This window comes from Nonomuraea rubra (assembly GCF_014207985.1).
GTDB lineage: Bacteria > Actinomycetota > Actinomycetes > Streptosporangiales > Streptosporangiaceae > Nonomuraea > Nonomuraea rubra.
Window position 1 is genome coordinate 6,778,876 of sequence record NZ_JACHMI010000001.1, and the last position, 25,099, is coordinate 6,803,974.

A 25,099-nucleotide genomic window follows, 5' to 3' on the forward strand; every position below is an offset into this window, starting at 1 on the left:
CTCAGTAGTCCATGACCCGGTAGTAGCGGCGCAGGTCGAGCGAGTGGTCGCGGACCCGCTCCAGGTGCTTGCTGACGCGGCTCATGACGGTGTCGAGCACGAGCGGCGCGAGCAGGCCGCGGAACTCGGGGCTGATCCCGGCGAGCGGGTAGTCGCGGGTGTCGAAGACGGTGACGTCCTTGGAGACGCGCCTGGCGAAGGCCTCGGCGCGGTCGGTCAGGGCGCGGGTCTCGTCCTCGCCCTGGAAGACGATGACGCTGGTGTCCTCCTCCAGCAGCTCCAGCGAGCCGTGGAAGAACTCGGCGCTGTGCACCCTGGTGGTGCGCAGCCACTGCATCTCCTCGAGGATGCACATGGAGTACAGGTAGGTGAAGCCCCAGAGGTTGCCGCCGCCGATGAGGAAGTGGTAGCCGCTGTCCTTGTGGGCGTCGGCGAACGCGGCGGCCACCGGCTCGGCCTGCCTGGCCACCTCGACGAGGGCCTGCGGGATCCCGGCCAGCTCGCCGGCGAGCCGGTCGTAGCCGTCGAACTCGCCGCGGCGCGCGAGCAGCCTGCCCATGAACAGCAGGAGCTGGAAGTCGAACGGCCAGGTCTTGGGCCGGGAGATGAGCGCCGTGTCCGCCTTCGTGGCCACGGGCGAGTCGGGGTGGCCGGTGAAGGAGATCGTGTACGCCCCCTTGGACCTGCAGTATTCGATGGCCCGCACGCTGTCGTCGGTCGTGCCCGACACGGACGTGAACAGCGCCACCGTGCGCTCCCCCAGCCGGGCGTCACCGGAGGCGATCAGCTCGGCGGCGATCACGGCGCGCACGTCGAGCTTCGAGGCCCGCCGGGCGAGGTGCTCGTACGGCCACATCTGCGCGTACGTGCCGCCGGCCCCGACCAGGAGCAGGGTGTCGAAGCCCGCGTCCACGAGCCGGTCGACCAGCTCCTCGATCTGAGGGCGCAGGGCCACCGCGCTCGCCGCCTGGGAGAGAAATTCCGGCTCGTCGAATCCGAGCATCGTCGCATCCTTTCGCAGAATCCGGCGCCCGCCTGATCGGGACCTGATACCGGTATCACGCGGGGGTCACGTTGGCACAGGCCACCACGCGGCGTCAACCGCCGGTCTTGAAAACACCTCCCTGAGCTGCAGCTACATCGCCGCTTATCAGGTCACGCCAGGTTAACGAAAGAAAGATCTTGGTGAACGGGTCTGGTACCGGTATCAGACGAGCTGTATGGTCGGCCAACACCACGCACCGGTGGAGAAAGGAAGCCCATGCGCCCTCGCGCCCTGCCGACGTTCGCGGCACTCCTCGGGACACTCACGCTGGCCGCCTGCTCAGGCGGCGGCACGACCCAGGCCCCCAAGGCCGACGCCACCGCCGCGCCGGAGTTCTCCGGCACGCTGAGCATCCTCACCAAGTTCGCCGGCGACCCCACGGGCCCCTACTTCGAGAACCTCGCCGCCGCGTACACCAAGCAGCACCCGCAGGTGAAGTTCGAGCTGATCCAGGAGACCGACCAGAGCGTCAAGGACAAGCTCAAGACGCTCACCGCCTCCGACGCGCTGCCCGACATCTACTTCACCTGGACCGGGAACTGGGCCGACAACTACATCCGCGGCGGCCGGGCGGCCGACCTGACCGCGGTGATCGGCCCGGACACCGCGTGGGGCAAGACGTTCAGCCCCGGCTCGCTGGCCGCTTTCGCCCGCGACGGCAGGAACTACGGGATCCCGCTGTACGGCAACGGCAAGTTCATGGGCTACAGCAAGAGCGCCTTCGGCAAGGCGGGCGTCGCCGTGCCGAAGACGTTCGAGGAGCTGATCGCCGCCTGCGGGCCGCTGCGCGAGGCCGGGTACGAGCCCATCGCCTTCGGCAACAAGGACGGCTGGCCGGCCCTGCACTACCTGCAGCAGCTCTTCGCCTACAACGTGCCGGACGCCACGCTGCAGGCCGACTTCGACCCGGCCACCGCCAAGCTCGCCGACCCCGGCTACGTCACCGCGCTCAACCAGTTCAAGACCCTGGTCGACCAGTGCACCGACACCAAGGGCGGCACCAACGGCGTGCTCTACAGCTCCGCCCAGGAGGCGTTCGCCAACGGCAAGGCCGCCATGTACTACCAGGAGATCCTCGAGTTCGACAACGCCACGTCGGCCAAGGTGAAGCCGGACGACTTCGGCATCTTCCAGCTCCCGGTGCCGGCGAGCGCGCCCGGCGACGCCACGGTGCTGGAGGGCTCGCCGGAGGGGTACCTGATCAACGCCAAGTCGCCCAGGGTCGCTCTGGCGGTGGACTTCATGAAGTTCGCCACCAGCCTGGAGAACGCCAAGACGCTGTCGGCGCCGCCGTACGGGCAGCCGAGCACCGTCGTCGGCGCGGTCACGGAGCAGACCTCCAGCAAGGCCGTCCACGAGGGTGTCCAGCTCGTCAACCAGGCGCCCAAGCTGGCGATCTGGCTCGACACCGTCACCGTCCCCGAGGTGGCCGACGCGTGGCTGGCCGGCGGCGAGGCCCTGATCAGCGGCGGGAAGACGGCCGAGCAGGTGCTCGAAAGCGTGCGTCAGGCCTCCGAGTCGGCCAAGTAGCCGTGCGCGCCACCCTGCGAAGGACGCTCGGGCTCGCGTGGGTCGTCCCCGCGCTCGTGCTGGTCGGAGTGTTCGTCTACCTCCCCCTCGTGCAGAACCTGCAGTTCAGCACGCTGAAGTGGGACATCTACAGCGGCGAGCAGGAGTACGCCGGCCTGGACAACTACGCCAAGCTGGCCGGGGACCCGGTCTTCTGGTCGTCGCTGGGCAACAACGCGCTGTACGCGGTGGTCTCCATCGTCTTCCAGGTGTTCGGCGCGCTCCTGCTGGCCGCGCTCATCGAGGGCGTGCGGAGCGAGCGGTTGCAGCGCGCGCTGCGGGCGATCTACTTCATCCCGTCGGCGATCTCGCTGACCGTCGCGGGCCTGCTGTTCTACTTCATCTACGAGCCGAACCTCGGCCCGCTCAACCACGCGTTGCGGGCGGCCGGGCTCGGCGACCTCGCCCAGGCGTGGCTGGGGCAGGAGAGCACCGCCATGTCGGCGATCATCGCGATGAGCCAGTGGCAGGGCTTCGGCTACTCGACGCTGCTGTTCGCGGTGGCGATCCAGCGCATCCCGGCCGAGATCTACGGCGCCGCCGCCATCGACGGCGTCGGCGCGGCCGGCCGCTTCTTCCGGATCACGGTGCCGCTCGTGCGGGAGATGACCGGGCTGATGGCGATCGTCACGCTGTCGGGCGCGTTCCAGGTGTTCAACGAGGTCATGGTGATGACGGCGGGCGGGCCCGACAACTCGACGCAGGTGCTGGGGACCTGGCTGTACCGCAGCGGGTTCGTGCGCAACAACTTCGGGTACGCCGCCGCGATCGCGACCGTGCTGTTCGTGATCACGCTCGGCGTGGCGGTGGCGCAGCTCTGGGTCACCCGCAGGAGAAGGGTGGAATGGTGACGCGCCTGAGCTTCCTCGGGGTGATCGCCCGCGTGTTCATGTGGGCGTTCCTGCTGGCGCTGGCCGTGGTGGTGCTCTACCCGCTGCTGTGGATGACGCTCAACGGGTTCAAGACCAACGCCGAGCTGTTCGGCGACCCGTTCGCGCTGCCGCTGGACTGGAGCTTCGGCAACTACGCCAAGGCGTGGAACCGCGGTGTCAGCGGCTACCTCACCACCAGCGTGCTGGTGACGGTGACCTCGACCGTCGCCACCGTGTTCATCAGCGCGTGGGCGGCCTACGGGCTGACGCGCGTGGACATCCCGCTGAACAGGACGCTCACGGCGGCCATTCTCGGCGGGCTGATGCTCGCGCCGACCGTGGCGCTGGTGCCGCTGGTGAAGCTGTTCCAGGCGATGGGGCTGTACAACACGTTCTGGGCGCTGCTCATCCTCTACACCGCCTTCCGCATCCCGTTCACCACGTTCCTCATCAGGGCGTACATGATCGACCTGCCGCGCGAGGTGGACGAGGCCGCCGAGATGGACGGCGCGGGCCGGTGGACGGCGTTCTGGCGGATCATCCTGCCGATGTGCAAGCCCATCCTCACCTCGACGGTGCTGCTGCACATCCTGTTCACCTGGAACGAGTACCTGTTCGCGATGATCTTCACCAGCGGCTCCGGCGTGCAGACCCTGCCCGTCGGGCTGACGAGCCTGATGAGCAAGCACGGCACCGACTACCCCGTGGTGTTCGCCGGGATGGTGATCGCCGCGCTGCCGGTGGTGCTGCTGTTCTTCCTCGGCCAGCGCCACATCGTCAAGGGCCTCGCAGACGGGATCGGAAAATGATCGAGCTCACCCGCTTCACCGGATCGAACTTCGCCTACCAGCACCTGCCGTTCGACCGTTTCCTCGACGACATGGCCGGGCTCGGCCGGGAACGCCTCGAGTTGTGGGGCATCGCCCCGCAGCTCCACGTCCCGGAGCTGAGCGACGCCGGGGCGCGCGCCGTCCGCCGCCGCGCCGAGTCGCGCGGCCTGACGGTCGCGTGCCTCACGCCCGAGCAGGTGATGTACCCGGTCAACCTGGCCTCCCCCGACACCGGGCTGCGGGCGCGCAGCGTGGCGATGTTCCGCCGCGCCGCCGAGCTCTGCGCCGAGCTCGGGGCCGGGCTGCTGCTGCTCACGCCGGGACGCGGCTTCGAGGACGAGCCGGTGGCGGCCGCCTGGCGCCGCTCGGCCGACGCGGTCGGCGAGATCACCGCGTACGCCGGGACCCTCGGCGTGACGTGCGTGCTGGAGGCGCTGCAACGCGTCGAGTCGAACCTGGTCAACGACTCCCGGGCGCTGGCCGCGATGATCGGCGAGATCGGCGCGCCGAACCTGGGCGCCGTGCTCGACACCGTGGCCATGGCCGTGGCCGGCGAGAGCGTGGACGACTACTTCGACGCCCTCGGCGACCGCGTACGGCACGTGCACCTCATCGACGGCCGGCCCGCCGGACACCTGGCATGGGGCGACGGGGAGCTGCCGCTGGCCGGTTACCTGGAGGCGCTGGATCGGCGGGGGTATCGGGGGCTCATGACGTTCGAGCTGTTCGGGGACGGGACGTACGCGATGGCGCCGCGGGCCGCCGTGGAGCGTTGCCTGGAGGCCTGCCGGGAACACGTGAGGGCGTAGTGGCCGAGCCCGCATCGTCCGTGACGACTCTGCCCGACCGGCCACTACGCCCTCTGGAGGCGGGGCCTGCCGCACGCACACCCTCTTCGAGCACATCACGCCCCCTCTTCACGCCCCCGGCCTCCTGAGCACATCAGGCGGAACCACGGGGGAGGCTTTTACCATCCGATGCCCACCTGGCGTGGGGCGGTCGGGGCGACGGGAGCGAGGGACGGCGCTCAACGGCGGAGGAGGAGCAGCGGTACCGGTTCGCCGGACTCGTGGGCGGGCGGGATCGCCGCGAGGGCGTCCGCGAGGGCCGCGCCGTTCAGGAACGCCGGGCGGTCGCCGCCGACGGCCCGCACGCCGGGACCGTCCCAGACGACGGGGACGATGCGGGTGCGGCCGGCGGGCACCACGATCCGGGAGAGCAGCGGGGCCTGGGGGAGGTCATCGAGCGCACGGCCGGACAGCCCGGCGAGGAGCGGGCCGAGCAGGGTGTGCGCGGCGGTCAGCGCGGCGAACGGGTTGCCGGGCAGGCCGACGACGTACGGGCCGCCGCGCGGCCGGGCGAGCAGGGCGGGGTGGCCCGGCCGGCAGGCGACCGAGTCGACGATCCAGCGGGCGTCGCGTTCGGCGAGCAGGCGGCGCAGCCCGTCGGTGACGCCGACCGACGTCGATCCGGTGACCACCACCACGTCGGCGCCGGCGGCCGACTCCACCGCCTCCGCCAGCGCGGCGACGGGCTGGTCCGGCACGTGAACGAGACCGTCGAGGCGGCCACCGAGCTCGGCGATCAGTGACGGCAGCAGCGGGCCGAGCGCGTCGCGCACCCGTCCGGGCCCGGGCAGGCCGTTCGTGGCCAGCTCGTCCCCGGTGACGATCGCCACGACGGCGGGCGCGCGGCGGACGAGCAGCTCGTCGTATCCGCAGGTGGCGGCCAGCCCCAGCAGCGGCGGGCCCACCGGGGTACCGGCAGGCGCGAGACACGCACCGGCGGGCGCGTCCTCCCCGGTGTAACGAATGTGCTTGCCACGCGCCAGACCGGGAACAGCAAACCCGCCGTCACGAGCAGCGGCCGGCTCGCCGGGAACAGCATCCGTGCCGTCACGGGTGACGGCCGGCTCGCCGGCAAGCGCGACGCGGTCGTCGCGGACGGCGGCCGACTCGACCGGCAGCACCGCCCAGGTCCCCGGCGGGACGACGGCGCCGGTCGAGATCTCCACCGCCTGCCCGGCCGCCAGCGAGCCACCCGTCCACGGCCTGCCGGGCCGGGCGCTGCCGGCGATCGTCCACGGCCCGGGGCCCGACACGGCGAACCCGTCCATCGCCGAGGTGTCGAAGGCCGGCAGCGGCGTCGCCACGACGAGGTCCTGCGCGAGCGTCAGCCCCGCCGCGCGGCCGAGCGCCACCCGCACGGGCGGCGCCGGCGAGGCCGCCTCGTGCGCGAACCGCCTCGCCTCCGCCCACGCGACGTCCCTGCGGGTTTCCTGATCGGCTGCCGTGACCACGCCTCACGTTCCCATCCCCGGCGCACCGGCCGCAACTCGGCGACCCGGGCTTGACATATACCCCCCACTGGTATTGATTAACTCCCGCCCAACATACCCCATAGGGGTACCAAGCACCTTGGAGAGCACCATGTCCGCACCATCCCCCCGGCGCTGGGCCGCGCTGGCCCTGATCGCCACGGCCCAGTTCATCGTGATCATGGACACGTCGATCATCGGCGTGGCCCTGCCCCGCATCCAGCAGGACCTCGGTTTCTCCCAGGAGAACCTGTCCTGGGTGTTCAACGCCTACGTCGTCGCCTTCGGCGGCCTGCTCCTGCTGGGCGGGCGCCTGTCGGACCTGTTCGGCGCGCGCCGGCTCTTCAGCGCCGGCTGGCTCGTCCTGCTCGCCGGCTCGCTCCTGGCCGGCATCGCACCGGAGGTGTGGGTCGAGCTGACCGGCCGCGCCGTCCAGGGGGTGGGCGCCGCGTTGATCGCGCCGTCCGCGCTCACCCTGCTGATGATGTTGTTCGGCCACGACCCCAGGGAGCTGACCAGGGCCCTGGCCCTGTACGGCGCCGCCGCGCCCGCGGGCGGCACCGCAGGCGTGTTCCTCGGCGGCGTCATCACCGAGTACCTGAGCTGGCCCTGGGTCTTCTACATCAACATCCCCATCGCGCTCGTCGCGCTGGCCGCCACCGGCTCGCTGATGCCCGCCGCCCCGGCCCGGCGCGGCTCCATCGACGTTCTCGGCACGCTGACCGTCACCCTCGGCCTCGGCACCGCCGTCTACGCCATCGTCCGCGCACCCGAGGCGGGCTGGGCCTCCGCCCAGACGTGGATCACGCTCGCCGTCGCCGTCCTGCTGCTGGCCGCGTTCGTCGCCGTCCAGGCCCGCCGCCGGGAGCCGCTGATGCGCCTGTCCATCTTCCGCACCCCGAACCTGGCCGCCGCCAACCTGACGCAGCTCCTGCTGGGCGGCGCGTGGATCCCGATGTGGTTCTTCCTCAACCTCTACCTGCAGCAGGTCCTCGGCTACAGCGCCTTCCCCAGCGGCGCCGCCCTGGTCCCGATGACCGTGCTCATCATGATCGGCATGATCGTCGTGGCGCCGCGGGCCATCGGCCGCTTCGGCCCCAAGACCACCACCGTCACCGGCCTCGTCCTGCTCACCGCCGGCATGGCCTGGCTCTCACTGATCAGCCCGGACGGCAGCTTCGCCACCGACGTCCTGCCCGCCGGCCTCGTCGCCGCCCTCGGCATGTCGCTGGCCTTCATCCCCTCCCTCGGCACCGCCATCTCCTCCGCCCGCCCGGAGGAAGGCGGCCTGGCCTCGGGCATCGTCAACACCAGCTACCAGGTCGGCTCCGCACTCGGCCTGGCCGCGATGACCGCCGTGGCCGCCGCCAACGGGGCCGCGCAACTGGGCGACCTGCCCGCGCTGACCGACGGCTTCTCCGCCGCCTTCGTCGGAGCCGCCGGCATCGCCCTGGCGGGCGCGCTGATCGCCGCGGCGACCCTGCGCACCCGCACCGGCGAGCTCACCGGTTCCCGGGGCTGACCCGTGGAGGATCACGAGCGCGCCCCGGCTCCCATGGGCGGGAGCCGGGGCGCGCTCGTGCCGGCGCCGGGTGGCCGCTCAGATCAGGGCGGACGCGAGCAGGAAGATCGCGGTCCCGTGCGCCAGGGCGGCGGCGATGACCCCGCTCCGCAGGCGCAGGAAGGCGCAGATCAGGCCCTCGTACAGGGTGAAGAGCAGCAGCGGCCAGCCGGCGGCCGTGACGGTCGAGGCCAGGAAGACGTGGCAGGCGGCGAACAGCGCCGCCGACAGCAGCGCCGCGCGCACGGCACCGGCCCGCTGCTCCAGCCACCCCTGCAGGAACCCCCGGAACAGCACCTCCTCGGCCAGGTTCCCGGCCAGGGCGAACAGCAGCAGCACCGGCAGCAGCGTGACGGCGACGGCCCCGCCGCGCCCGTCCTGCGGTGTCGGCAGCGACAGCAGCAGCACCGGCGCGGCGGCCAGCACCCCGCCGCCGGCGCCCCACCCGGCCGCGGCGGGACCGAACCGGCCCCAGCGCACCAGGGACCGCAGCCCGGCGTCCGCACGCAGCAGGCCCGCGGTCAGCAGCACCGTGCCGAGACCGAACAGCAGCAGGATCCCCTGCTGTCCGGTGAAGCGCAGCCACGGAACCCCTCCCGCGACCCCCAGCCGCCAGAAGCCGAGCGGCGTCATCGCGTCCCTGATCAGGATGAAGCCGAGGACCAGCGTCACGATGCGCAGCAGCGGATCACGCTCGGCCCGTGCCAGCGCGAAGCAGCCGCCGATCAGGAGCAGGCCGGGCAGGATCCGGGCGCCGTAGGCCAGGAGTTCGGGCAGCACGAACACGTTTCCGTTCTGGAGAGGGGAGGCGGGGCGATCAGCCCGCCGTTCAATGATGCGAGCTATCCTCAGTTTTCGGTACTCGCATCGGAGGCTCGTGCTCACACCCCGTAAACAGCCCCGCCAGCAGCGGTCCCGCGAGACGGTGGCGGCGATCCTGGAGGCGGCTGCTCAGCTTTTCCAGCGGTACGGCTACGCCGGCACCACCACCAACAAGATCGCCGAACGTGCCGGGGTGTCGATCGGATCGCTCTACCAGTACTTCCCGAACAAGGACTCCCTGCTGGTGGCGCTGGCCGAGCACTACCTGGCTGAGAGCGGCGAGCAGGTCGCCCGGGTCTTCGCCCGCGCCGCGGAGCAGCGGCCGTCCCTGCCCGAGCTGCTCACCGGCCTGGTGGGGTGCGTGGCCGACCTGCACACCGACCGGCCCGCGCTGCACCGGCTGCTGTTCGACCAGGCGCCCCGCACGCCCGGGCTGGTCGCCCGCTTCCGGCAGGCCGAGCAGCGGATCGCCGTCGCGCTGGCCGGCGAGCTGCGCAGGCTCGGGGCCGGCGGCCCCGAGCCCGGGATCAGCGCGCTGCTGGCCGTTCAGGGCATCGAGGCGCAGCTGCACGGCGCCCTGCTCGACCCGCCCGCCGGCCGCGACACCGCCGCGCACCTGGACGCCGTGATCGACCTCTGGCATCGGGCCCTCTCCCCGGGCAGGTGAACGCTTCCTCAGCCCCCGGGGCAGGCGGCTCGGGCGGCCGCGCTGTCAGCGGCTCGACAGCCAGGCCCGCCAGCCGCCGTACTTCGTGATGTCCTCGCCCGCGGACGCCGCCTCCTGCGTGCAGCCGAACCCCACCGCCCAGCGGCCGTCGGAGAGCTCGACCCGGCCCAGCGTCATGGGCGCGGGCAGGTTCGCCAGGAAACGGCCGAGCGCGCCCTCGGACACCAGCCAGACCTCGCCCTCCACGGCCGCTCCGCCTGCTCCCACCCTCACCAGTCCCGGCTTGGCCGGCACGGTGCCGAGCGCGTGGAGGGCGTAGGCGGCGGAGGTCCGCGCGGGGCGGTCCCAGCGGGCGCCGAGGTCCCGCAGCTCGTACTCCAGCGGCTGGCCGGCCAGGTGCGCGCCGGCCACGAAGAGCTCGACGGCCCGGACGCCGCCGTCCGCGATCGCCGCCGGCCACGGCAGCGGGCCGTCCGGAAGGGGCGGGGCGCCGCCGGCGGACTCCGCGGGAGGCTCCGGCTGGACGGCGACCAGGCGGGCCAGGTCGAGCGCCACCGCGTCGTGGAACGGGCGGGCCAGGACGGTCACCCCGAACTGGGCGATCCCCCGGCCGGGGCCCTCGTCCACGGTGCCGGCCGGGACCGCGACCGCGCACAGGTCGAACAGGTTGCAGAAGTTCGTGTACGTGCCGACGCGCGAGTTGACCGCCACCGGCTCGGCGGCGACCTCGGCCACCGTGGGATGGCAGGGCGCCGTCGGCACGAGCAGCGCGTCGAAGCCGCCGAGCAGGCCCAGGCACTCCTGGCGCAGCAGTTCCAGGCGTGCGACGTCGCGTACCAGGCTCGACGCGGACACCTTCCCCGCGCGGCTGATGATCGCGCCGACCGTGGGATCGACGTCGCCGGGATGGGCGTCCACGAACGCGCCGACGGCGGCGTGCCGCTCCGCGACGAGCGCGCCGTCGTAGAGCAGCCGGGCGGCGGCCAGGAACGGCTCGATCCGGACCGGCTCGACCACGGCTCCCGCCTCCCGCAGCCGCTCCACGGTGGCGTCGAAGGCGTCGGCCCAGCCGGGGTCCATGGCGGGCAGCTCGTCGGGAACGGCCACGCGGGCGGCCGCTGGCGCCGCCAGGGGCGCGTCCGCCGGCCAGGGGCGTGTCCCCGGGCCGCCGGCCATGGCGGCCATCGCGGCGCCGGCGGTGCCGAGGTCCCTGGCCATGATCGTGACCGCGTCGTACGAGCGGCACGCCGGGACGACCCCGGACACGGAGACCGTACCGAGGGTCGGCTTGATCCCCACGAGGCCCTGGAACGCGGCCGGGACCCGGCCCGAGCCGGCGGTGTCGGTGCCGATCGCGAGGTCGGCCAGGCCGAGCGCCACCGCGACCGCCGAGCCCGAGCTCGAACCGCCCGACACGAACGACGGGCGGCGCGCGTCCCGCACCCCTCCGTACGGGCTGCGCTGCCCGACCAGGCCGGTCGCGAACTGGTCGAGGTTCGTCACGCCGACGACGGTCGCGCCGGCGCCCCGCAGCCGGGCCACCGCCTGCGCGTCGGCAGCCGCCGGGCCGGACGCGAAGGCGGGGCAGGCCGCGGTCGTCGGGAAGCCCGCCACGTCCACGTTGTTCTTCACGGCCAGCCGGAGCCCCGCCAGCGGCCCGGCGGCCGCGGCCAGGTCGGCCAGCACGTCGGCCTCGTCGCGGTGAGCGATGAACACCTCCGGCCGCCGCCCCCGCACCACCTCACGAGCGTTCCCACGCAACGGCCCACCACCGCCACCGCTCGGCCCCTCACCAGCGCCTCCGTGCAGCGCCTCGGGGGTATCCCCGCCCAGCGCGTCACGGCCGTTCCCTGCCAGCCCCTCGCGGGCGTTCCCGCCGCGCGAGTCGGGGGCGTTCCCGCGCGGCGTCCCGGTGGTGCTCATGCGTGCGGTCCCAGCACGACGAGGCAGTCACCGGGGGCGACCTGGGTGCCCGCGGCGGCGCGTACCTCGGCCACGACACCGGCCGCCGGCGCCGTCAGGTACGTCTCCATCTTCATGGCCTCGAGCGCCACCAGCGTCTGCCCCTCCTCGACCACGTCGCCCACGGCGACCTCCACCTTCCACACGTTCGCCACGAACGGCGCGTCCAGCCGCGCACCGCCCTCCGGCACGACCACCTCGGCGGGCGCGACCGGCCCGGCGGCCGCCGCCTGCTCGGCGCGGGTGAACTCCCCCGCCTCCTCCCAGGCCCGCCGCTCGGCCGCGAACGCCGCCGCCTGCCTGGCCCGGAACGCGGCGATCGACCCGGCGTTCTCCGCCAGGAAGCGCTCGTGGGCGGCCAGCGAGAACGACCCGTCGGCGACGTCGAGGCCCGTCCGCCCGGCGGCCAGGTCGGCCCGCAGGTCGAGCAGTTCCTCCGCCGAGACCGGATACCAGCGGATCCGGTCGAAGAACCGCAGCAGCCACGGGTCCTCCCCGGGCTCCGGATGGGTGCGCCACACCTGGGTCGTACGGCCCACGAACTGGTAGCCGCCGGGCCCCTCCATGCCGTAGATGCACAGGTACGCGCCGCCGATTCCGACGGAGTTCTCCGCCGTCCAGGTACGGGCGGGGTTGTACTTCGTGGTGACCAGCCGGTGCCGCGGGTCGAGCGGCGTCGCCACCGGAGCGCCCAGGTACACGTCACCCAGTCCGAGCACGAGGTACTCGGCGTCGAACACCGTCCGGTAGACGTCGTCCACGCTGCCGAGCCCGTTGACGCGGCGGATGAACTCGATGTTCCACGGGCACCAGGGCGCGTCGTCGCGCACCCCGGCCATGTACCGCTCGATGGCCTCCCTGGTCGCCGGGTCGTCCCAGCTCAGGGGCAGTCTCACCGTACGGCTCGGAACGACCAGGTCGGCGGTGCGCGGCAGCGTGGCCTCCAGCTCCACGAGCAGGCCGAGCAGGCGCCGCACCGGCAGCACCTGCGGGTCGACGTGCACCTGGAGGGAGCGGATGCCGGGCGTCAGGTCGAGCACGCCGGCCGGGGCGAGCTCGGCCAGCGCCGTGTGCAGCGCGTGGACGCGGGCGCGGAGGGCGAGGTCGAGCACGAGGTCGCCGTACTCCACGAGGACGCTGTCGTCGCCCTGCCTGCGGTAGGTCACCGCCGGCCCGTCGTTCCCGTCGAGCCTGCGCAGCACGCCGTCGTCGAGGTCGCCGCCCGGCACGAGTACGGGCAGGTCGAGGGAGCGCGGCGGCACGGATTCGGCCGCCCGTACCGGGACGAACGTGACCGTGTCGCCCGGCCTGAGCTGGCCCAGCTTCCACCGCTCGCCCGACACCACCGTGACCGGGCAGACGAAGCCGCCGAGGCTGGGGCCGTCGGGGCCGAGCAGGATCGGGGTGTCGCCGGTGAAGTCCAGGGCGCCGACCGAGTACGGCGTGTCGTGGATGTTGGAGGGGTGCAGGCCGGCCTCGCCGCCGTCGCGCCGCGCCCAGGCCGGTTTGGGGCCGATCAGGCGGACGCCGGTGCGTGCCGAGTTGAAGTGCACGGTGTAGCGGGTGGTGTAGAGCTGGGTGAGGTCGTCCCGGGTGAAGAACTCGGGCGCGGCGTGCGGGCCCTCCGTGACACCGACCTCCCAGTGATGGCCGAAACGGGGGCGGCGCTCGGTGGGGACAGGCCCTGATGGCGTCCCGGCCGAGGGGCCGGCGCGGAGGACGTCGCCGGGGCGCAGGGCGCGGCCGCCGTGGCCGCCGAAGCGGCCCAGGGTGAAGGTGGCCGCGCTGCCCAGGTACGGCGGCACGTCCAGCCCGCCGGCGAAGGCGATGTAGCTGCGCAGCCCGGCGGTGGCGTCGCCCACGTGCAGGGTGGCCCCGGCCGGCACCTGTACCGGCTCCCACATCGGGACGGGCGCGCCGTTGACGGTGACCGTCGCGGGCGCCCCGGTGACGCACACCAGCGTGTCGTGGCTGACCTCCAGGGCGGGGCCGCTCGCGGTGCACTCCAGGCCGGCCGCGTTCTCGTCGTTGCCGAGCGCGAGGTTGGCCAGCCGCAGCGAGCGGTCGTCCATGGCCCCGCTCGGCGGCACCCCGACCTGCCAGTAGCCGACGCGTCCTTCGGCGTCCTGGACGGTGGTCATCAGGCCGGCGCGCACGACGGTGATCCGCGGCTCGGGATCGCCGGCTCCGGCGAGGGTGGCGGTGGTGTGCGTGGCGGCCCTGAACTCCGGGATCTCGACCGCGGCCCGCAGCAGGCCGAGGTTGACCTCGATCCCATCGGCCCGGGTGGTGGCCAGGGCCCGCCCGAGGCGGTCCAGGGCCTCCTCGCGGCTGCCGCCGGTGGCGATCACCTTGGCGAGCATCGGGTCGTAGGCGGTGGACACCTCGGTGCCGGTCACGGCCCAGCCGTCCACCCGGATGCCGTCCCCTGACGGCAGCTCCACCCGGGTCAGCACGCCGGCGCTCGGGCGGAAGCCGGCGGCCGGGTCCTCGGCGTACACGCGCGCCTCGACGGCGTGCCCGGACACCGGTACGGCGCCGGTCGCGAGGTGCGGCGCGAGGAAGGAGTCGTCGCCGCCTGCCAGGCGCAGCATCCACGCGACGAGGTCGACGCCGGTCACCTGCTCGGTGACGGGGTGCTCGACCTGGAGGCGGGCGTTGACCTCCAGGAAGGACAGCTCCTCGCGTTCGGCGTCGTAGACGAACTCGACCGTGCCGGCGGAGCGGTAGCGGATGGACGCGGCCAGGTCGCGCGAGGTGCGGTGCAGCCGCTCGCGCACGTGGCCTGGCAGGGCGGGCGCGGGCGCCTCCTCCACGACCTTCTGGTTGCGCCGCTGCAACGAGCAGTCGCGGTCGCCGAGGGTGACGACGCCGCCCGCGCCGTCGCCGAAGAGCTGCACCTCGACGTGGCGGGCGCGCTCGACGTACCGCTCGGCGAAGACGCCGGCGGAGCCGAAGCTGCGCAGCGCGAGGCCGGTCACCCGGTCGTAGGCGGCCCGCAGCTCCTCCGGGGTGCGGCACACCGTCATGCCGATGCCGCCGCCCCCGCCGGTGGCCTTGAGCATGACGGGGTAGCCGATGGCCGCCACCTCGGCCACCGCGTGATCGGCGTCCGCCAGCAGGCCGGTGCCGGGGAAGACGGGCACCCCCGCCGCGACCGCCACCTCGCGGGCGGTGTGCTTGTCGCCGAAGGTGCGCAGGTGGGCGGGCGTGGGGCCGACGAACGCCAGGCCGGCGCCCTCGACGAGCTCGGCGAACGCGGCGTCCTCGGCCAGGAAGCCGTAGCCCGGGTGGATCGCGTCCGCGCCGCTCTCCTTGGCGGCGCGGAGCACCGCCTCCGCGTCGAGATAGGACTGCGCGGGCGGGGCCGGGCCCAGCAGGACGGCCTCGTCGGCGAGCCGGACGTGCGCGGCGGCGCGGTCGATCTCGGAGAACACCGCGACCGTGCGCAGACCGAGCCGCCTGGCGGTGCGGATGATCCGGCAGGCGATCTCGCCGCGGTTGGCGATCAGCAGCGTGCCGGGAAGTCTCCTCGGTTCAGGCACCGGCGTACACCACCATCCGGGCGCGGCTGGGGTCGAAGCCGTTGCAGGGGTTGTTGATCTGGGGGCAGTTGGAGACGACGACGAGGGTGTCCTTCTCGGCGCGGAGCGCGAGTGACAGCCCGGGGGCCGAGATGCCGTCCACGATGCCGAGCGCGCCGTCGGGGTCGACGGGCACGTTCATGAACCAGTTGACGTTGGAGACCTGGTCGCGCTTGCCCATGCCGTACCTGGAGAGCTCGGCGAGGAAGTTGTCGGCGCAGGCGTGCTGCGCGTAGGTGTGGTGGCCGTAGCGCAGGGTGTTGGACTCGCGGGAGCAGGCGCCGCCCAGGGTGTCGTGCCGGCCGACGTCGTCGGCGACCACGGTCAGCAGCGGCTCGGACTCGTTGTCGCGCAGCACGCTGCCGGTGGTGAGGAAGATCGTCTCCTGTTCCTGCAGCGTCGCCTGGGCGCTGTAGGCGCGCCAGGTCCGCTGGGCGTCGTAGGCGAGGAAGTCGACGGCCTGGTTGCCGTCGAGGTCCACGATGGCCAGCACCTGCCCGCGCCGGAGCACCCGGGACCAGGGGGCGCGGGGCGGGACGGTCTCCCGGTGCAGCTCGGCCCCGAACGCGTCGGTGTTCACAGTGCCCTGCCCTTCCGGTGGTCGGCGGTGTTCTCGAAGGCGCGCCGGCCCTCGGGCGTGGCGCTCCACTGGGGGTCGCCCGGCGCCGTCACGCGGTCCCGCCAGGCGAGGATCTCCAGCGGGGTGACGGCGTAGTCGGCGCGCGGGTCGAGCGGGTGGGCGGCGTTCGCGAGGAGGACGACGACCGGGAGCTCGGTGCGCAGGGTGACGCTGGTGCCGGCGCCGGCCGAGCCCTGCCACTCCGGCCGTCCGTCGGCGTCGATGCGCACGCCCTGGAAGAAGGAGATCGACGGGGGCAGGTCCCGCCGTTCCAGGCCGTTCTTCGCGCCGGCGAGGGCGAGCAGCTCCCGTCCGGCGGGGCTGGGGCCCTGGGGTGAGCCGTCGCCGTAGCGGCGCTCGTTCCTGGCGCGGGTGGAGGTGCCGTACAGGGTGTCGTGCCTGCCCGAGCCGTCCGTGAGCACGGTCGCCAGGACGCGGGCCTGGTCGCTGAGCAGCAGGTACGACGCCCCGGCGTACACCTGCCACTGCACCTTGACCGTGTCGGCGACGTTCAGCCGCTCCCACGGCATGCCGGCGTGGAACAGCAGCAGCGACGCGCAGGCGTCGCCGTCGGGGTCGGTGAGCCGGATCGCGGTGCCGGCCGCGAGCACGCGGTGGGCGTAGCCGCCGGCGGGGACGCGGTCCGCCCAGACGAGGTCGCCCGCGGCGATCCCTTCCGGCGGATCCGCCCACCGCGAGGCCGGCACGGCCGGCGCGGTGTGGACGGCGGTGCCCTCCTGGGCCCGGGCGTGGGCGCGCGCACCTGCGGTGGTGGCGGTGCCGTTCTGGAGTGTGGTCACGACGCTCCTCGAAATATCTGTCGCTTGACAGAAATGCTGGGCGGCCTCGCGAACACCGATGGGTCAGGCGGGTAAATCCCGCGTTAAGCAGCGCTCACGGGGGCAACGCGCCCGATGTGAACGGGCTGCACGGTGAGTTTTGCGTTACGGCAGATGAACGCCGGCGTCATGAGGCGGAAACGACGGGCCCGTACATATCGGTCAACCGACAGAAATTCGAGCGCCCGGAGACCCGATGGACGTCACCGCCACTCCCCCGCCACCCACCGACGAAGCCTCGCTGCGGACCTTCGGCTACCGCCAGGAGCTGCACCGCAGCATGGGCAGGTACGCCTCCTTCGCCGCGGGCTTCTCCTTCATCTCCGTGCTGACCACGGTCTTCCAGTTCTTCGCCATCGGGTACTCCTTCGGCGGCGCCGCCTTCTTCTGGACCTGGCCGGTCGTGCTGGCCGGGCAGCTCCTGGTCGCGCTCTGCTTCGCCGAGCTGGCCGCCCGCTACCCCATCTCCGGCTCCATCTACCAGTGGTCCACCCGGCTGAGCACGCCCGCGTTCGGCTGGTTCGCGGGATGGATCATGATTCTCGGGCAGATCGTCGTCATCGCCGCCGCGGCGCTCGCGCTGCAGGTGGTGCTGCCCTCGATCTGGCCGGGCTTCCAGCTCGTCGGCGGCGACCCCGCGCCCACCACCGCCACGGGAGCGGCCAACGCCGCGATCCTCGGCCTGATCCTGCTCGCGCTCACCACGGCCGTGAACGTCATCGACAACCGCGTCCTGGCCAGGGTCAACAGCATCGGCGTGACCACGGAGATCATCGGCGCGGTGCTCATCATCGTGCTGCTGTTCACCCACGCCGAGAACGGCCCCGGCGTCACGTTCAGCACCGGCGGGCAGGGCGGGGCCATCGGCGCGCTGCTGGTCGGCTCGTTCACCGCCGCGTACGTGCTCATCGGATTCGACAGCGCGGGCGAGCTGAGCGAGGAGACGCGCAACCCCCGGCGGGTCGCCCCGCGCACCATCCTGACCGCGCTCACGGCGGCGGGGCTGCTCGGCGGGCTGATCATCTTCGCCGGCCTGCTCGCCGCCCCCAGCCTGACCGACGGGCGGCTGGCCACCGAGGGCCTGTCGTACGTGCTCACCAGCAGCCTGGGCGACTGGGTGGGCAAGCTGCTGCTGGCCGACGTGGTGGTGGCGATCGCCGTGGCCACCATGGCGATCCAGACCGCGGCCACCAGGATGTTGTTCTCCATGGCGCGCGACGGGGTGGTGCCCTTCTCCGGCGCGCTGTCCAGGGTCTCGCCCCGCACCGGCATGCCGGCCGGTCCCGCGCTGGTCACCGGGGCGTTCGCGGCCGCGATCCTGCTGCTCAACTTCGCCTCCCCGGAGGCGTTCCTGGCCATCGGCACCACCTGCATCGTGCTGCTCTACCTGGCGTACGCGATGGTGACGGGCCCGCTGCTGGTGCAGCGGCTGCGCGGCGCCTGGCGGGGCGGGGCGCCGGCCGGGACCGCGGAGGACGGGACGCCGCTGTTCAGCATGGGCCGCTGGGGACTGCCGGTCAACGCGCTGGCCTTCTGCTACGGGCTGGCCATGACGGTGAACCTGGCCTGGCCGCGGGCCGAGGTGTACGCCCCGATCACCGGCCACTGGTTCTTCCAGTGGTTCACCCTGCTCTTCCTCGCGGCGGTCATCGCCCTGGGCCTGCTCTACCGGCGGCTACGCCTGGCCGGGGTGGCCGGCGGGCGGCTGCCGGTCGCGAACACCGGCCAGGCGTAGTGCCGCGTCGGCGGTGGCGGCCGCCAGCGTCTCGACGGCGTTGGCGGCAAGCTCGCCCGGGGTGTCCCTGCGGATCAGGATGACGCCCTCGATCAGCGCGAACAGCAGGTCGGTGCGGAGCGCCAGGTCATCGGGAGCCAGCGCCGCCCCTGCGGAGGTGGCCGCCAGCAGGCCACCGTACGCGTCCTTGAGCTCCTCGCGCATCCGCCGGAACGCGGCGAACCGCTCCGTGCGCACCTCGGGCAGCAGGTAGAGCGCGCCCAGGTTGTACGGCCCCGAGCACAGCAGCGCGGCGTCCCGATGGCACAACTGCCACAGCCGCTCCTCCGCCGTGGCTCCGGACAGGGCGCGCGCGGCCTCCAGGGACGGCCGTACCGTGCTCTCCAGCAGCTCGGCGAGGAGGTCCTCCTTGCCGTCGACGTAGTGGTAGAGCGACGCCTGCCTGATCCCGGCCCGCTCGGCCAGCGCCCGCGTCGTGGTGGCGGTGTAGCCGTGGGTGGTGAACAGCTCCGCCGCCGCCGTCAGAATCTCCTCGCGCGGGCTCAGCCCGCTGCGCGGGCGCGCCACGGCGCGCGGCCTGCCTACCTTGCGTGCGGTGGGAGGGGCGTTCACCGCACGATCGTCGCACACCTCCGGCCGCGCCACGGCGCTAGCGGCGCCCGGCCCGGTTCAGGGCGTCCTCGGCCTGGGCGGCCATCGCGGTCACCAGGTCCTCCGCCGAGGGCAGGTCGGTGATGAGGTCCACGGCCTCGCCCGCCCAGACGGGCAGCGGCGGGATCGCACCGCTCGCCACGTCGTCCCGGTACTCCTGGAGCGCCCCGGGATCGGCGGCGAGCTCGGCCTCCCGGCCACGCCAGCGGTCGAGGTAGGGGTGGCCGAGGGTGCGGGCCGGATACCTGGACGGCCACGCGGAGCCGCGCGCGATGTCCAGCACGGTGCTCCGCTCGGTGTCCTGGCCCCGCCCGCCGAGGATGGCCTCGGTGGTCGAGGGGTCCACCAGGGCCTCGGTGGTGGCCTGGAAGCGGGTGCCGACGAGCGCTCCCGCGGCGCCCAGCACGAGAGCGGCCGCCACCCCGCGACCGTCGGCGATCCCGCCCGCCGCCAGCACCGGTGTCGGAGCCGCGAGATCCACCACCGCGGGCACGAACGGCAGGGTGGACCGGCCGCGCGCGGCGCCGTGCCCGCCGCTCTCGGTGCCCTGCGCCACGATCACGTCGGCCCCGAGGGCCACGGCCTGCTCGGCCTCCTCCAGATCGGTGACCTGGAGGATCAGCAGGGCGCCCGACCGGCGGACCCGCTCGGCGTACGGGGCGGGGTCGCCGAAGGACAACATCACGGCGCGGGGGCCGTAGCTCAGCGCCAGCTCCACCGCGGCGAGGTCGATGCCCCAGGTCAGGAATCCGATGCCCCAGGGCCGTCCGGTCTTCGCGGCGATGGGCACCTCGCGCGCCAGCCAATCGGGGTCACCGTACGCGCCGCCCAGGATCCCGAACCCGCCGCCGCGGCAGACGGCCGCGGCCAGCGCCCCGCCCGCCGACCCGCCCATCGGCGCCAGCGCGATCGGGTGCCGCACGCCGAGCAGCTCCGTGAAGACGGTCGACAACGCCATGCCCCCATCATGCCGGATCACCGGTGACCGCCGGCGGGGGCCGGACGGCCCGCCTGTCACGCGCGGCCGGGGCTGCCCGGTCAACGTCTCCGGAGCCCCCGTTACGCCGAAGGAGACGACGCGTGTCCCAGCCCCTGCCCTTCGTCATCGACCCCGCCGGTGCCGACCGCCAGGCCGAGTACCGGGCCCTGCGGGCTCGCGGCCCGGCCACCCCCGTGGACGTGCTCGGCCTGCGTGCCTGGGCGGTCTCCGACCCCGCCCTGCTGAAGACACTGCTGACCAGCCCCGACGTGTCCAAGAACGGCCGCGCGCACTATCCGGACTTCCAGCGGACGATCCGCACCTGGCCTCTCGCCCTGTGGATCGAGGTGCAGAGCATGCTCACCGCGTACGGCGCCGACCACCGCAGGTTACGGCGGATGGTCGCGCCCGCCTTCAGCGCCCGCCGCATCGCCGAGCTCAAGCCGACCATCGAGGCCATGGTCGCCGGGCTGATGGACGACCTGGCCGCGGTGCCCCCCGGCCAGGTGGTGGACCTGCGTGAACGGCTGGCCTACCCGCTGCCCATCTCCGTGATCGGCCACCTGATGGGCGTGCCGGAGGACCAGCGGGGCGACTTCCGGCAGATCGTCGACAACGTCTTCGACAGCACCCTCACGCCCGAGCAGGCCCAGGCGAACACCCTGCTGCTCTTCGAGCACATCGACCAGCTCATCGCCACCAAGCGCGCCCATCCGGGCGACGACATGACCTCCCTGCTCATCGCGGCCCGCGACGAGGAGTCGGACGGCACCGGCTTCACCGGCGTCGAGCTGCGCGACACCATGATCCTGATGATCAGCGCCGGCTACGAGACCACCGTCAACGTCATCGACCAGGCCGTCTTCGCGATGCTGACCTCCCCTGACCAGCTCCGCCTCGTCCGCGACGGCCACGTGCCCTGGGAGGAGGTGGTGGAGGAGACCCTGCGGGCCGAGCCCGCCATCAAGTACCTGCCGCTGCGCTTCGCCGTGACCGACCTCAAGCTGCCCGACGGGCAGGTCATCGCCGCGGGAGAGCCCATCCTGGCCGCGTACGGGGCCGCCAACCGCCACCCCGACTGGCACGGGCCGGACGCCGACACCTTCGACGTCACCCGCAGCATGAAGGATCACCTGGCGTTCGGCTACGGCGTGCACTTCTGCCTGGGAGCCCCGCTGGCCCGCCTGGAGGTCGCCGAGGCCCTGCGGCAGCTGTTCGCGCGGTTTCCCGGCGTCTCGCTCGCGGCGCCGGCCGGCGACCTGCGGCCCATCCCCACCCTCATCAGCAACGGCCACCAGGAACTCCCGGTGTACCTGCGCGCCGCGGGATGACCCCCGCCGCCCCGGAGGCGTGTCACGCATCCGGGGCGCCGTCTTGTCTGAGCTGTGCACGGCCGGATCCGACCGGCCACTGATCGCGGAGGAATGCCGATGAGCACCGACCACGCCCACGCCCACCACCTCGACAACCCGGACAAGAGCGGCCCGCCGCCGAAGCTCGACGTGGTCGCCACCGTGCCGGGGGCACCGCCCGCGCCGGAGGGGGCCGAGGCGATGACGATCCTGGTCACGTTGCCGCCGAACAGCCCGGGCGCCCCGCCGCACCGGCACTCGGGGCCCGCGTACGGGTACGTGGTCAAGGGGGCGATCAATTTCGAGCTCGAAGGCGACCCCGTGCGGGTGGTGCGGGCCGGTGAGGCGTTCTGGGAGCCCGGTGGGGACGTGATCCACTACCAGGACGGCAACCACCTCGCCGACGAGGAGTCGGCGTTCGTGGTGACGATGTTCTGCGCGCCGGGGCAGCCGATGCTGGTCCCGGTCAGCGAGGAGGAGCTGGAAGCCCGCCGGGACCGGCGCGCGCCCCGGTCATGACCAGGACGTCGCTGACCGCGCTCGCCCGCGACCTGGTCACCAGGGCCCGTGAGACGGACAGCGGCCGCAGCGCCACCACCGTCCACGGCGGGCACGACCGTGCGCTGCGGCAGACGGTGATGGCGTTGCGGCAGGGCGAGCACATCCACGAGCCCGACCATCCCGGCGAGGTCACGGTGCACGTGCTGCACGGGCGGGTCCGGCTGGTCGCCGGGCCCGAGTCGTGGGACGGGGTGCCCGGCGACCTGCTGGTCATGCCCGGACGCCGCCACCGCGTGGAGGCCGTACAGGATTGCGCGTTCCTGTTCACCACCGCGCGTTGCGGGTGACGAAGGCCACCGGCCGCCCCGTGGCGGGCGCCGGTGGCCTTCACCCTGAGGGGACGGTGCCAGATGGCGAAGCGGGAATCCTGGTCGCGCCTGCGTGGCCGCCAGGCGGAGTGCGAGACGCTGGACCGGCTCGTGGCGACCGTGGAGGGTGGTCACAGCTCGGTGCTGGTGGTGCGCGGCGAGGCCGGCATCGGCAAGACGGCGCTGCTGGAGTACACGCGCGCCGCGGCCTCGGGCTGCCGGATCGCCAGGGCGGCGGGCGTGGAGTCGGAGATGGAGCTGGCCTTCGGCGGGCTGCACCAGCTCTGCGCCCCGTTCCTGGACGACCTGCGCCGCCTGCCGCAGCCGCAGCGCCAGGCGCTCGAGACGGCGTTCGGCCTGAGCACGGGAGCTCCGCCCGACCGGTTCCTGGTCGGGCTGGCGGTCCTCAGCCTGCTCGCCAACGTGGCCGACAAGGAGCCGCTGCTCTGCCTGGTCGACGACGCCCAGTGGCTGGACCTGGTCTCGGTGCAGACGCTCGCCTTCGTGGCGCGGCGCCTGCTCGCCGAGCGGGTCGGGCTGGTGTTCGCGGTGCGCCCGCAGGCGCTCGAACCGGAGCTGAAAGGGCTCGCGCAGCTCCAGGTGGCGCGGTTGAGCGATGGTGACTCCCGCGCCCTGCTCGACTCCGTGACCCCCGGCCGGCTCGACGAGCGGGTGCGGGACGGGATCGTGGCCGAGGCGCAGGGCAATCCGCTGGCCCTGCTGGAGCTGCCTCGCGGGCTGACGCCGGCCGAGCTGGCGGGCGGGTTCGGGCTGCCGGACGCGCGGCCCGTGGGCGGCCGGATCGAGCAGAGCCTGCTGCGGCAGGTCCGGGCGCTGCCCGCGGAGACGCAGCGGGTGCTGCTGGTCGCGGCGGCCGAGCCGATGGGCGACGTGGCCCTGCTGACCGGAGCCGCCGAGCTGCTGGGCCTCGAGCCGGCCGCCGCGGCGCCGGCCGAGGAGGCGGGCCTGATCACCATCGGCACCCGGGTGCGGTTCCGCCATCCCCTGGTGCGTTCGGTGGTCTACGGCTCGGCCGCCCCGCACGAGCGGCAGGACGCGCACCGGGCGCTGGCCGGCGCGACCGGCCCCCAGGCGGATCCCGACCGCCGGGCCTGGCATCTCGCCGGCGCCACCGCCGGCCCCGACGAGGCGGTGGCCGCCGAGCTCGAACGATCCGCCGGCCGGGCGCAGGCTCGCGGCGGGGTCGCGGCGGCGGCCGCGTTCCTGGAACGGGCGGCCGAGCTGACCCCCGACGCCGCCCGCCGTGGCGCCAGAGCGCTGGCCGCCGCCCGGGCCAAGCACCAGGCCGGCGGGTACGACGCCGCGCGCGGGCTCCTGGACGCGGCCGAGCTCACCCCGCTCGACGAGCACCAGCTCGCCGGGGCCGCCCTGCTGCGCGGTCAGATCATGCTCGCCGCCAGGAGCGCGGGCACCGCCCTGCCGCTGCTGCTCACGGCCGCCAGGCGGCTGGAGCCGCTGGACGCGCGGCTGGCCGAGGAGACCTACCGCGACGCGCTCGACGCGGCGCTGACCATCGACCGCCTGCCGAGCGGCGCCCGGCTGCCGGACGTCGCCAGGGCGACGCTCGCCGCGCCGCCCGGGCCGCCGCCGGAGCGCCATCACCTGCTGCTGCGCGGCCTGGCCGTGATGACCACCGACGGGTACGCGGCCGGCGTGCCGCTGGTACGCCAGGCCCTGGACGACTTCCGTACCGCGGAGCTCTCCCCGGAGGAGGGCCTGGGCTGGCTCCCGCTCGCCTCCCGCATGGCGTTCAACGTCTGGGACTTCGACGCGAGCACGGCGCTCTCCACGCGGCTGGTCGACCTGGCCCGCGAGAGAGGGGCGCTGTCGGTGCTGCCGCAGGCGCTCCTGCAACTCGTCTCGAACCGGGTGCTGGCCGGCGAGCTCGGCCACGCGGACACGCTGATCGCCGAGGCGCGCGAGATCGGCGAGGCGACGGGCAGCCGCTTCCTGGCCCACTACGTCGCGATGGTGATCGAGCCGTGGCGGGGCCGGGAGGCCGCGACGCTGGAGGCGATCCAGGCGGTCAGCCGCGACGCGGACCTCTACCAGGGGCGGGGGAAGCCGCTGACCGCCGGCCAGTGGGCCCGCGCGGTGCTCTACAACGGCCACGGCCGGCACGAGGAGGCGTACGCCGCCGCCGAGCAGGGCGCCGCGAACCTCCAGGAGCTTGGCCTGGCCATCAGGTCCGCGATGGAGCTCGTGGAGTCCGCGGCCCGCACGGGACGGCACGCCCGCGCCGCCGACGCCGCCAGGACGCTCGACGCGATGGCCAGGGCCTGCGGCACCGACTGGGCCCTCGGCGCCTCGGCCGTGGCGCGGGCCCAGGTGAGCGAGGGGCCGGCCGCCGACGCCCTGTACCGCGAGGCGGTCGAGCGCCTCGGCCGCACCGGCGTCCGGGTCACCTACGCCCGCGCCCTGCTGCTCCACGGCGAATGGCTGCGCCGCGAGAACCGCCGCGCGGAGGCGCGCGAGCAGCTGGGTGCCGCGTACGAGCTCCTCGACCGGATCGGGGTCGAGGCGTTCGCCGGACGTGCCAGGCGGGAGTTAGAGGCCACCGGCGAGACCGTGCGCACGCGGTCCGCCGAGCCGGGCGTCACGCTCACCGCCCAGGAGGCGCAGATCGCCCGCCTGGCCGGGGACGGGCTGACGAACTCCGAGATCGGCGCGCGGCTCTTCATCAGCCCGCACACCGTCGAGTGGCACCTGCGCAAGGTCTTCACCAAGCTCGGCGTCGTCTCCCGCAGGCAGCTTCGCGGCAGCCTGCCGGAGGGTTCCCTGGCCACGGCGTGAGCACGGCCCGGA

20 protein-coding genes are annotated in these 25,099 nt (G+C 73.6%); 11 read left to right on the top strand and 9 right to left on the bottom strand.

Annotation, left to right across the window (positions count from 1 at the left end):
* Position 1: 1 nt before the first annotated feature.
* Positions 2-1,003, bottom strand: a complete 1,002-nt coding sequence (locus HD593_RS30945) for an SIS domain-containing protein (RefSeq protein WP_185105513.1) — start codon at positions 1,001-1,003, stop codon at positions 2-4.
* 258 nt (positions 1,004-1,261) lie between these two features.
* On the opposite strand from HD593_RS30945, the gene HD593_RS30950 reads away from it, so the two are divergent.
* Genes HD593_RS30950 through HD593_RS30965 form a run of 4 tightly spaced genes read left to right on the top strand, consistent with a single transcriptional unit; the run spans position 1,262 to position 5,125 of the window.
* Positions 1,262-2,575 (top strand): ABC transporter substrate-binding protein, encoded by a 1,314-nt coding sequence (locus HD593_RS30950; protein WP_185105514.1) that lies wholly within the window; start codon positions 1,262-1,264, stop codon positions 2,573-2,575.
* A 2-nt stretch (positions 2,576-2,577) separates the two neighbouring features.
* The gene (locus HD593_RS30955; protein ID WP_312903824.1) at positions 2,578-3,465 is read left to right on the top strand and encodes a carbohydrate ABC transporter permease; all 888 of its coding nucleotides are present in this window, start codon (positions 2,578-2,580) and stop codon (positions 3,463-3,465) included.
* The gene (locus tag HD593_RS30960) at positions 3,459-4,295 is read left to right on the top strand and encodes a carbohydrate ABC transporter permease (protein WP_185105516.1); all 837 of its coding nucleotides are present in this window, start codon (positions 3,459-3,461) and stop codon (positions 4,293-4,295) included. Before HD593_RS30955 ends, HD593_RS30960 begins: the two co-directional genes overlap by 7 nt.
* Complete coding sequence (locus HD593_RS30965; RefSeq protein ID WP_185105517.1) at positions 4,292-5,125, top strand: sugar phosphate isomerase/epimerase family protein; 834 nt, start codon at positions 4,292-4,294, stop codon at positions 5,123-5,125. The genes HD593_RS30960 and HD593_RS30965 overlap by 4 nt, the downstream gene beginning before the upstream one ends.
* A 218-nt stretch (positions 5,126-5,343) precedes the next feature.
* Here HD593_RS30965 and HD593_RS64575 read toward each other — a convergent pair whose 3' ends face one another.
* A complete protein-coding gene (locus tag HD593_RS64575; RefSeq protein WP_185105518.1) occupies positions 5,344-6,615 on the bottom strand; it encodes a molybdopterin molybdotransferase MoeA in 1,272 nt (423 codons plus the stop codon).
* Positions 6,616-6,745: 130 nt separating this feature from the next.
* On the opposite strand from HD593_RS64575, the gene HD593_RS30975 reads away from it, so the two are divergent.
* The gene (locus tag HD593_RS30975; RefSeq protein ID WP_185105519.1) at positions 6,746-8,155 is read left to right on the top strand and encodes an MFS transporter; all 1,410 of its coding nucleotides are present in this window, start codon (positions 6,746-6,748) and stop codon (positions 8,153-8,155) included.
* Positions 8,156-8,233: 78 nt separating this feature from the next.
* Here HD593_RS30975 and HD593_RS30980 read toward each other — a convergent pair whose 3' ends face one another.
* A complete protein-coding gene (locus HD593_RS30980; protein ID WP_312903826.1) occupies positions 8,234-8,974 on the bottom strand; it encodes a CPBP family glutamic-type intramembrane protease in 741 nt (246 codons plus the stop codon).
* A gap of 97 nt (positions 8,975-9,071) precedes the next feature.
* On the opposite strand from HD593_RS30980, the gene HD593_RS30985 reads away from it, so the two are divergent.
* Complete coding sequence (locus HD593_RS30985; RefSeq protein ID WP_221525076.1) at positions 9,072-9,683, top strand: TetR/AcrR family transcriptional regulator; 612 nt, start codon at positions 9,072-9,074, stop codon at positions 9,681-9,683.
* A gap of 45 nt (positions 9,684-9,728) precedes the next feature.
* On the opposite strand, the gene atzF is transcribed toward HD593_RS30985, so the two are convergent.
* Genes atzF through HD593_RS31005 form a run of 4 tightly spaced genes read right to left on the bottom strand, consistent with a single transcriptional unit; the run spans position 9,729 to position 16,648 of the window.
* A complete protein-coding gene (gene atzF, locus HD593_RS30990) occupies positions 9,729-11,606 on the bottom strand; it encodes an allophanate hydrolase (protein WP_185105520.1) in 1,878 nt (625 codons plus the stop codon).
* Positions 11,603-15,190 (bottom strand): urea carboxylase, encoded by a 3,588-nt coding sequence (uca, locus tag HD593_RS30995; protein WP_185105521.1) that lies wholly within the window; start codon positions 15,188-15,190, stop codon positions 11,603-11,605. The genes atzF and uca overlap by 4 nt, the downstream gene beginning before the upstream one ends.
* The gene (locus tag HD593_RS31000; RefSeq protein ID WP_221525077.1) at positions 15,183-15,809 is read right to left on the bottom strand and encodes an urea amidolyase associated protein UAAP2; all 627 of its coding nucleotides are present in this window, start codon (positions 15,807-15,809) and stop codon (positions 15,183-15,185) included. The genes uca and HD593_RS31000 overlap by 8 nt, the downstream gene beginning before the upstream one ends.
* Positions 15,806-16,648, bottom strand: coding sequence for an urea amidolyase associated protein UAAP1 (locus HD593_RS31005; RefSeq protein WP_185105523.1), 843 nt, complete (start codon positions 16,646-16,648; stop codon positions 15,806-15,808). The genes HD593_RS31000 and HD593_RS31005 overlap by 4 nt, the downstream gene beginning before the upstream one ends.
* A gap of 235 nt (positions 16,649-16,883) precedes the next feature.
* Between HD593_RS31005 and HD593_RS31010 the strand changes: the two genes are divergently transcribed.
* A complete protein-coding gene (locus tag HD593_RS31010; protein ID WP_185105524.1) occupies positions 16,884-18,422 on the top strand; it encodes an amino acid permease in 1,539 nt (512 codons plus the stop codon).
* On the opposite strand, the gene HD593_RS31015 is transcribed toward HD593_RS31010, so the two are convergent.
* Together HD593_RS31015 and HD593_RS31020 are read right to left on the bottom strand one after the other, a co-directional pair.
* Entirely contained in the window at positions 18,363-19,034 is a 672-nt protein-coding gene (locus tag HD593_RS31015) for a TetR/AcrR family transcriptional regulator (protein ID WP_185105525.1), read from the bottom strand. The two genes, HD593_RS31010 and HD593_RS31015, sit on opposite strands and share 60 nt — an antisense overlap.
* A gap of 37 nt (positions 19,035-19,071) precedes the next feature.
* Positions 19,072-20,031, bottom strand: a complete 960-nt coding sequence (locus HD593_RS31020; protein ID WP_185105526.1) for an NAD(P)H-dependent flavin oxidoreductase — start codon at positions 20,029-20,031, stop codon at positions 19,072-19,074.
* Between the two features lie 122 nt (positions 20,032-20,153).
* Between HD593_RS31020 and HD593_RS31025 the strand changes: the two genes are divergently transcribed.
* The 4 genes from HD593_RS31025 (at position 20,154) to HD593_RS31040 (ending at position 25,087) form a co-directional block, all read left to right on the top strand.
* Positions 20,154-21,383, top strand: a complete 1,230-nt coding sequence (locus tag HD593_RS31025; RefSeq protein WP_185105527.1) for a cytochrome P450 family protein — start codon at positions 20,154-20,156, stop codon at positions 21,381-21,383.
* Between the two features lie 99 nt (positions 21,384-21,482).
* Positions 21,483-21,923 (top strand): cupin domain-containing protein, encoded by a 441-nt coding sequence (locus tag HD593_RS31030; RefSeq protein ID WP_185105528.1) that lies wholly within the window; start codon positions 21,483-21,485, stop codon positions 21,921-21,923.
* Positions 21,920-22,252: a cupin domain-containing protein gene (locus HD593_RS31035; protein WP_185105529.1), complete on the top strand. Its 333-nt coding sequence runs from the start codon at positions 21,920-21,922 to the stop codon at positions 22,250-22,252. The genes HD593_RS31030 and HD593_RS31035 overlap by 4 nt, the downstream gene beginning before the upstream one ends.
* Positions 22,253-22,315: 63 nt before the next feature.
* Complete coding sequence (locus HD593_RS31040) at positions 22,316-25,087, top strand: ATP-binding protein (RefSeq protein ID WP_185105530.1); 2,772 nt, start codon at positions 22,316-22,318, stop codon at positions 25,085-25,087.
* Positions 25,088-25,099 lie beyond the last annotated feature (12 nt).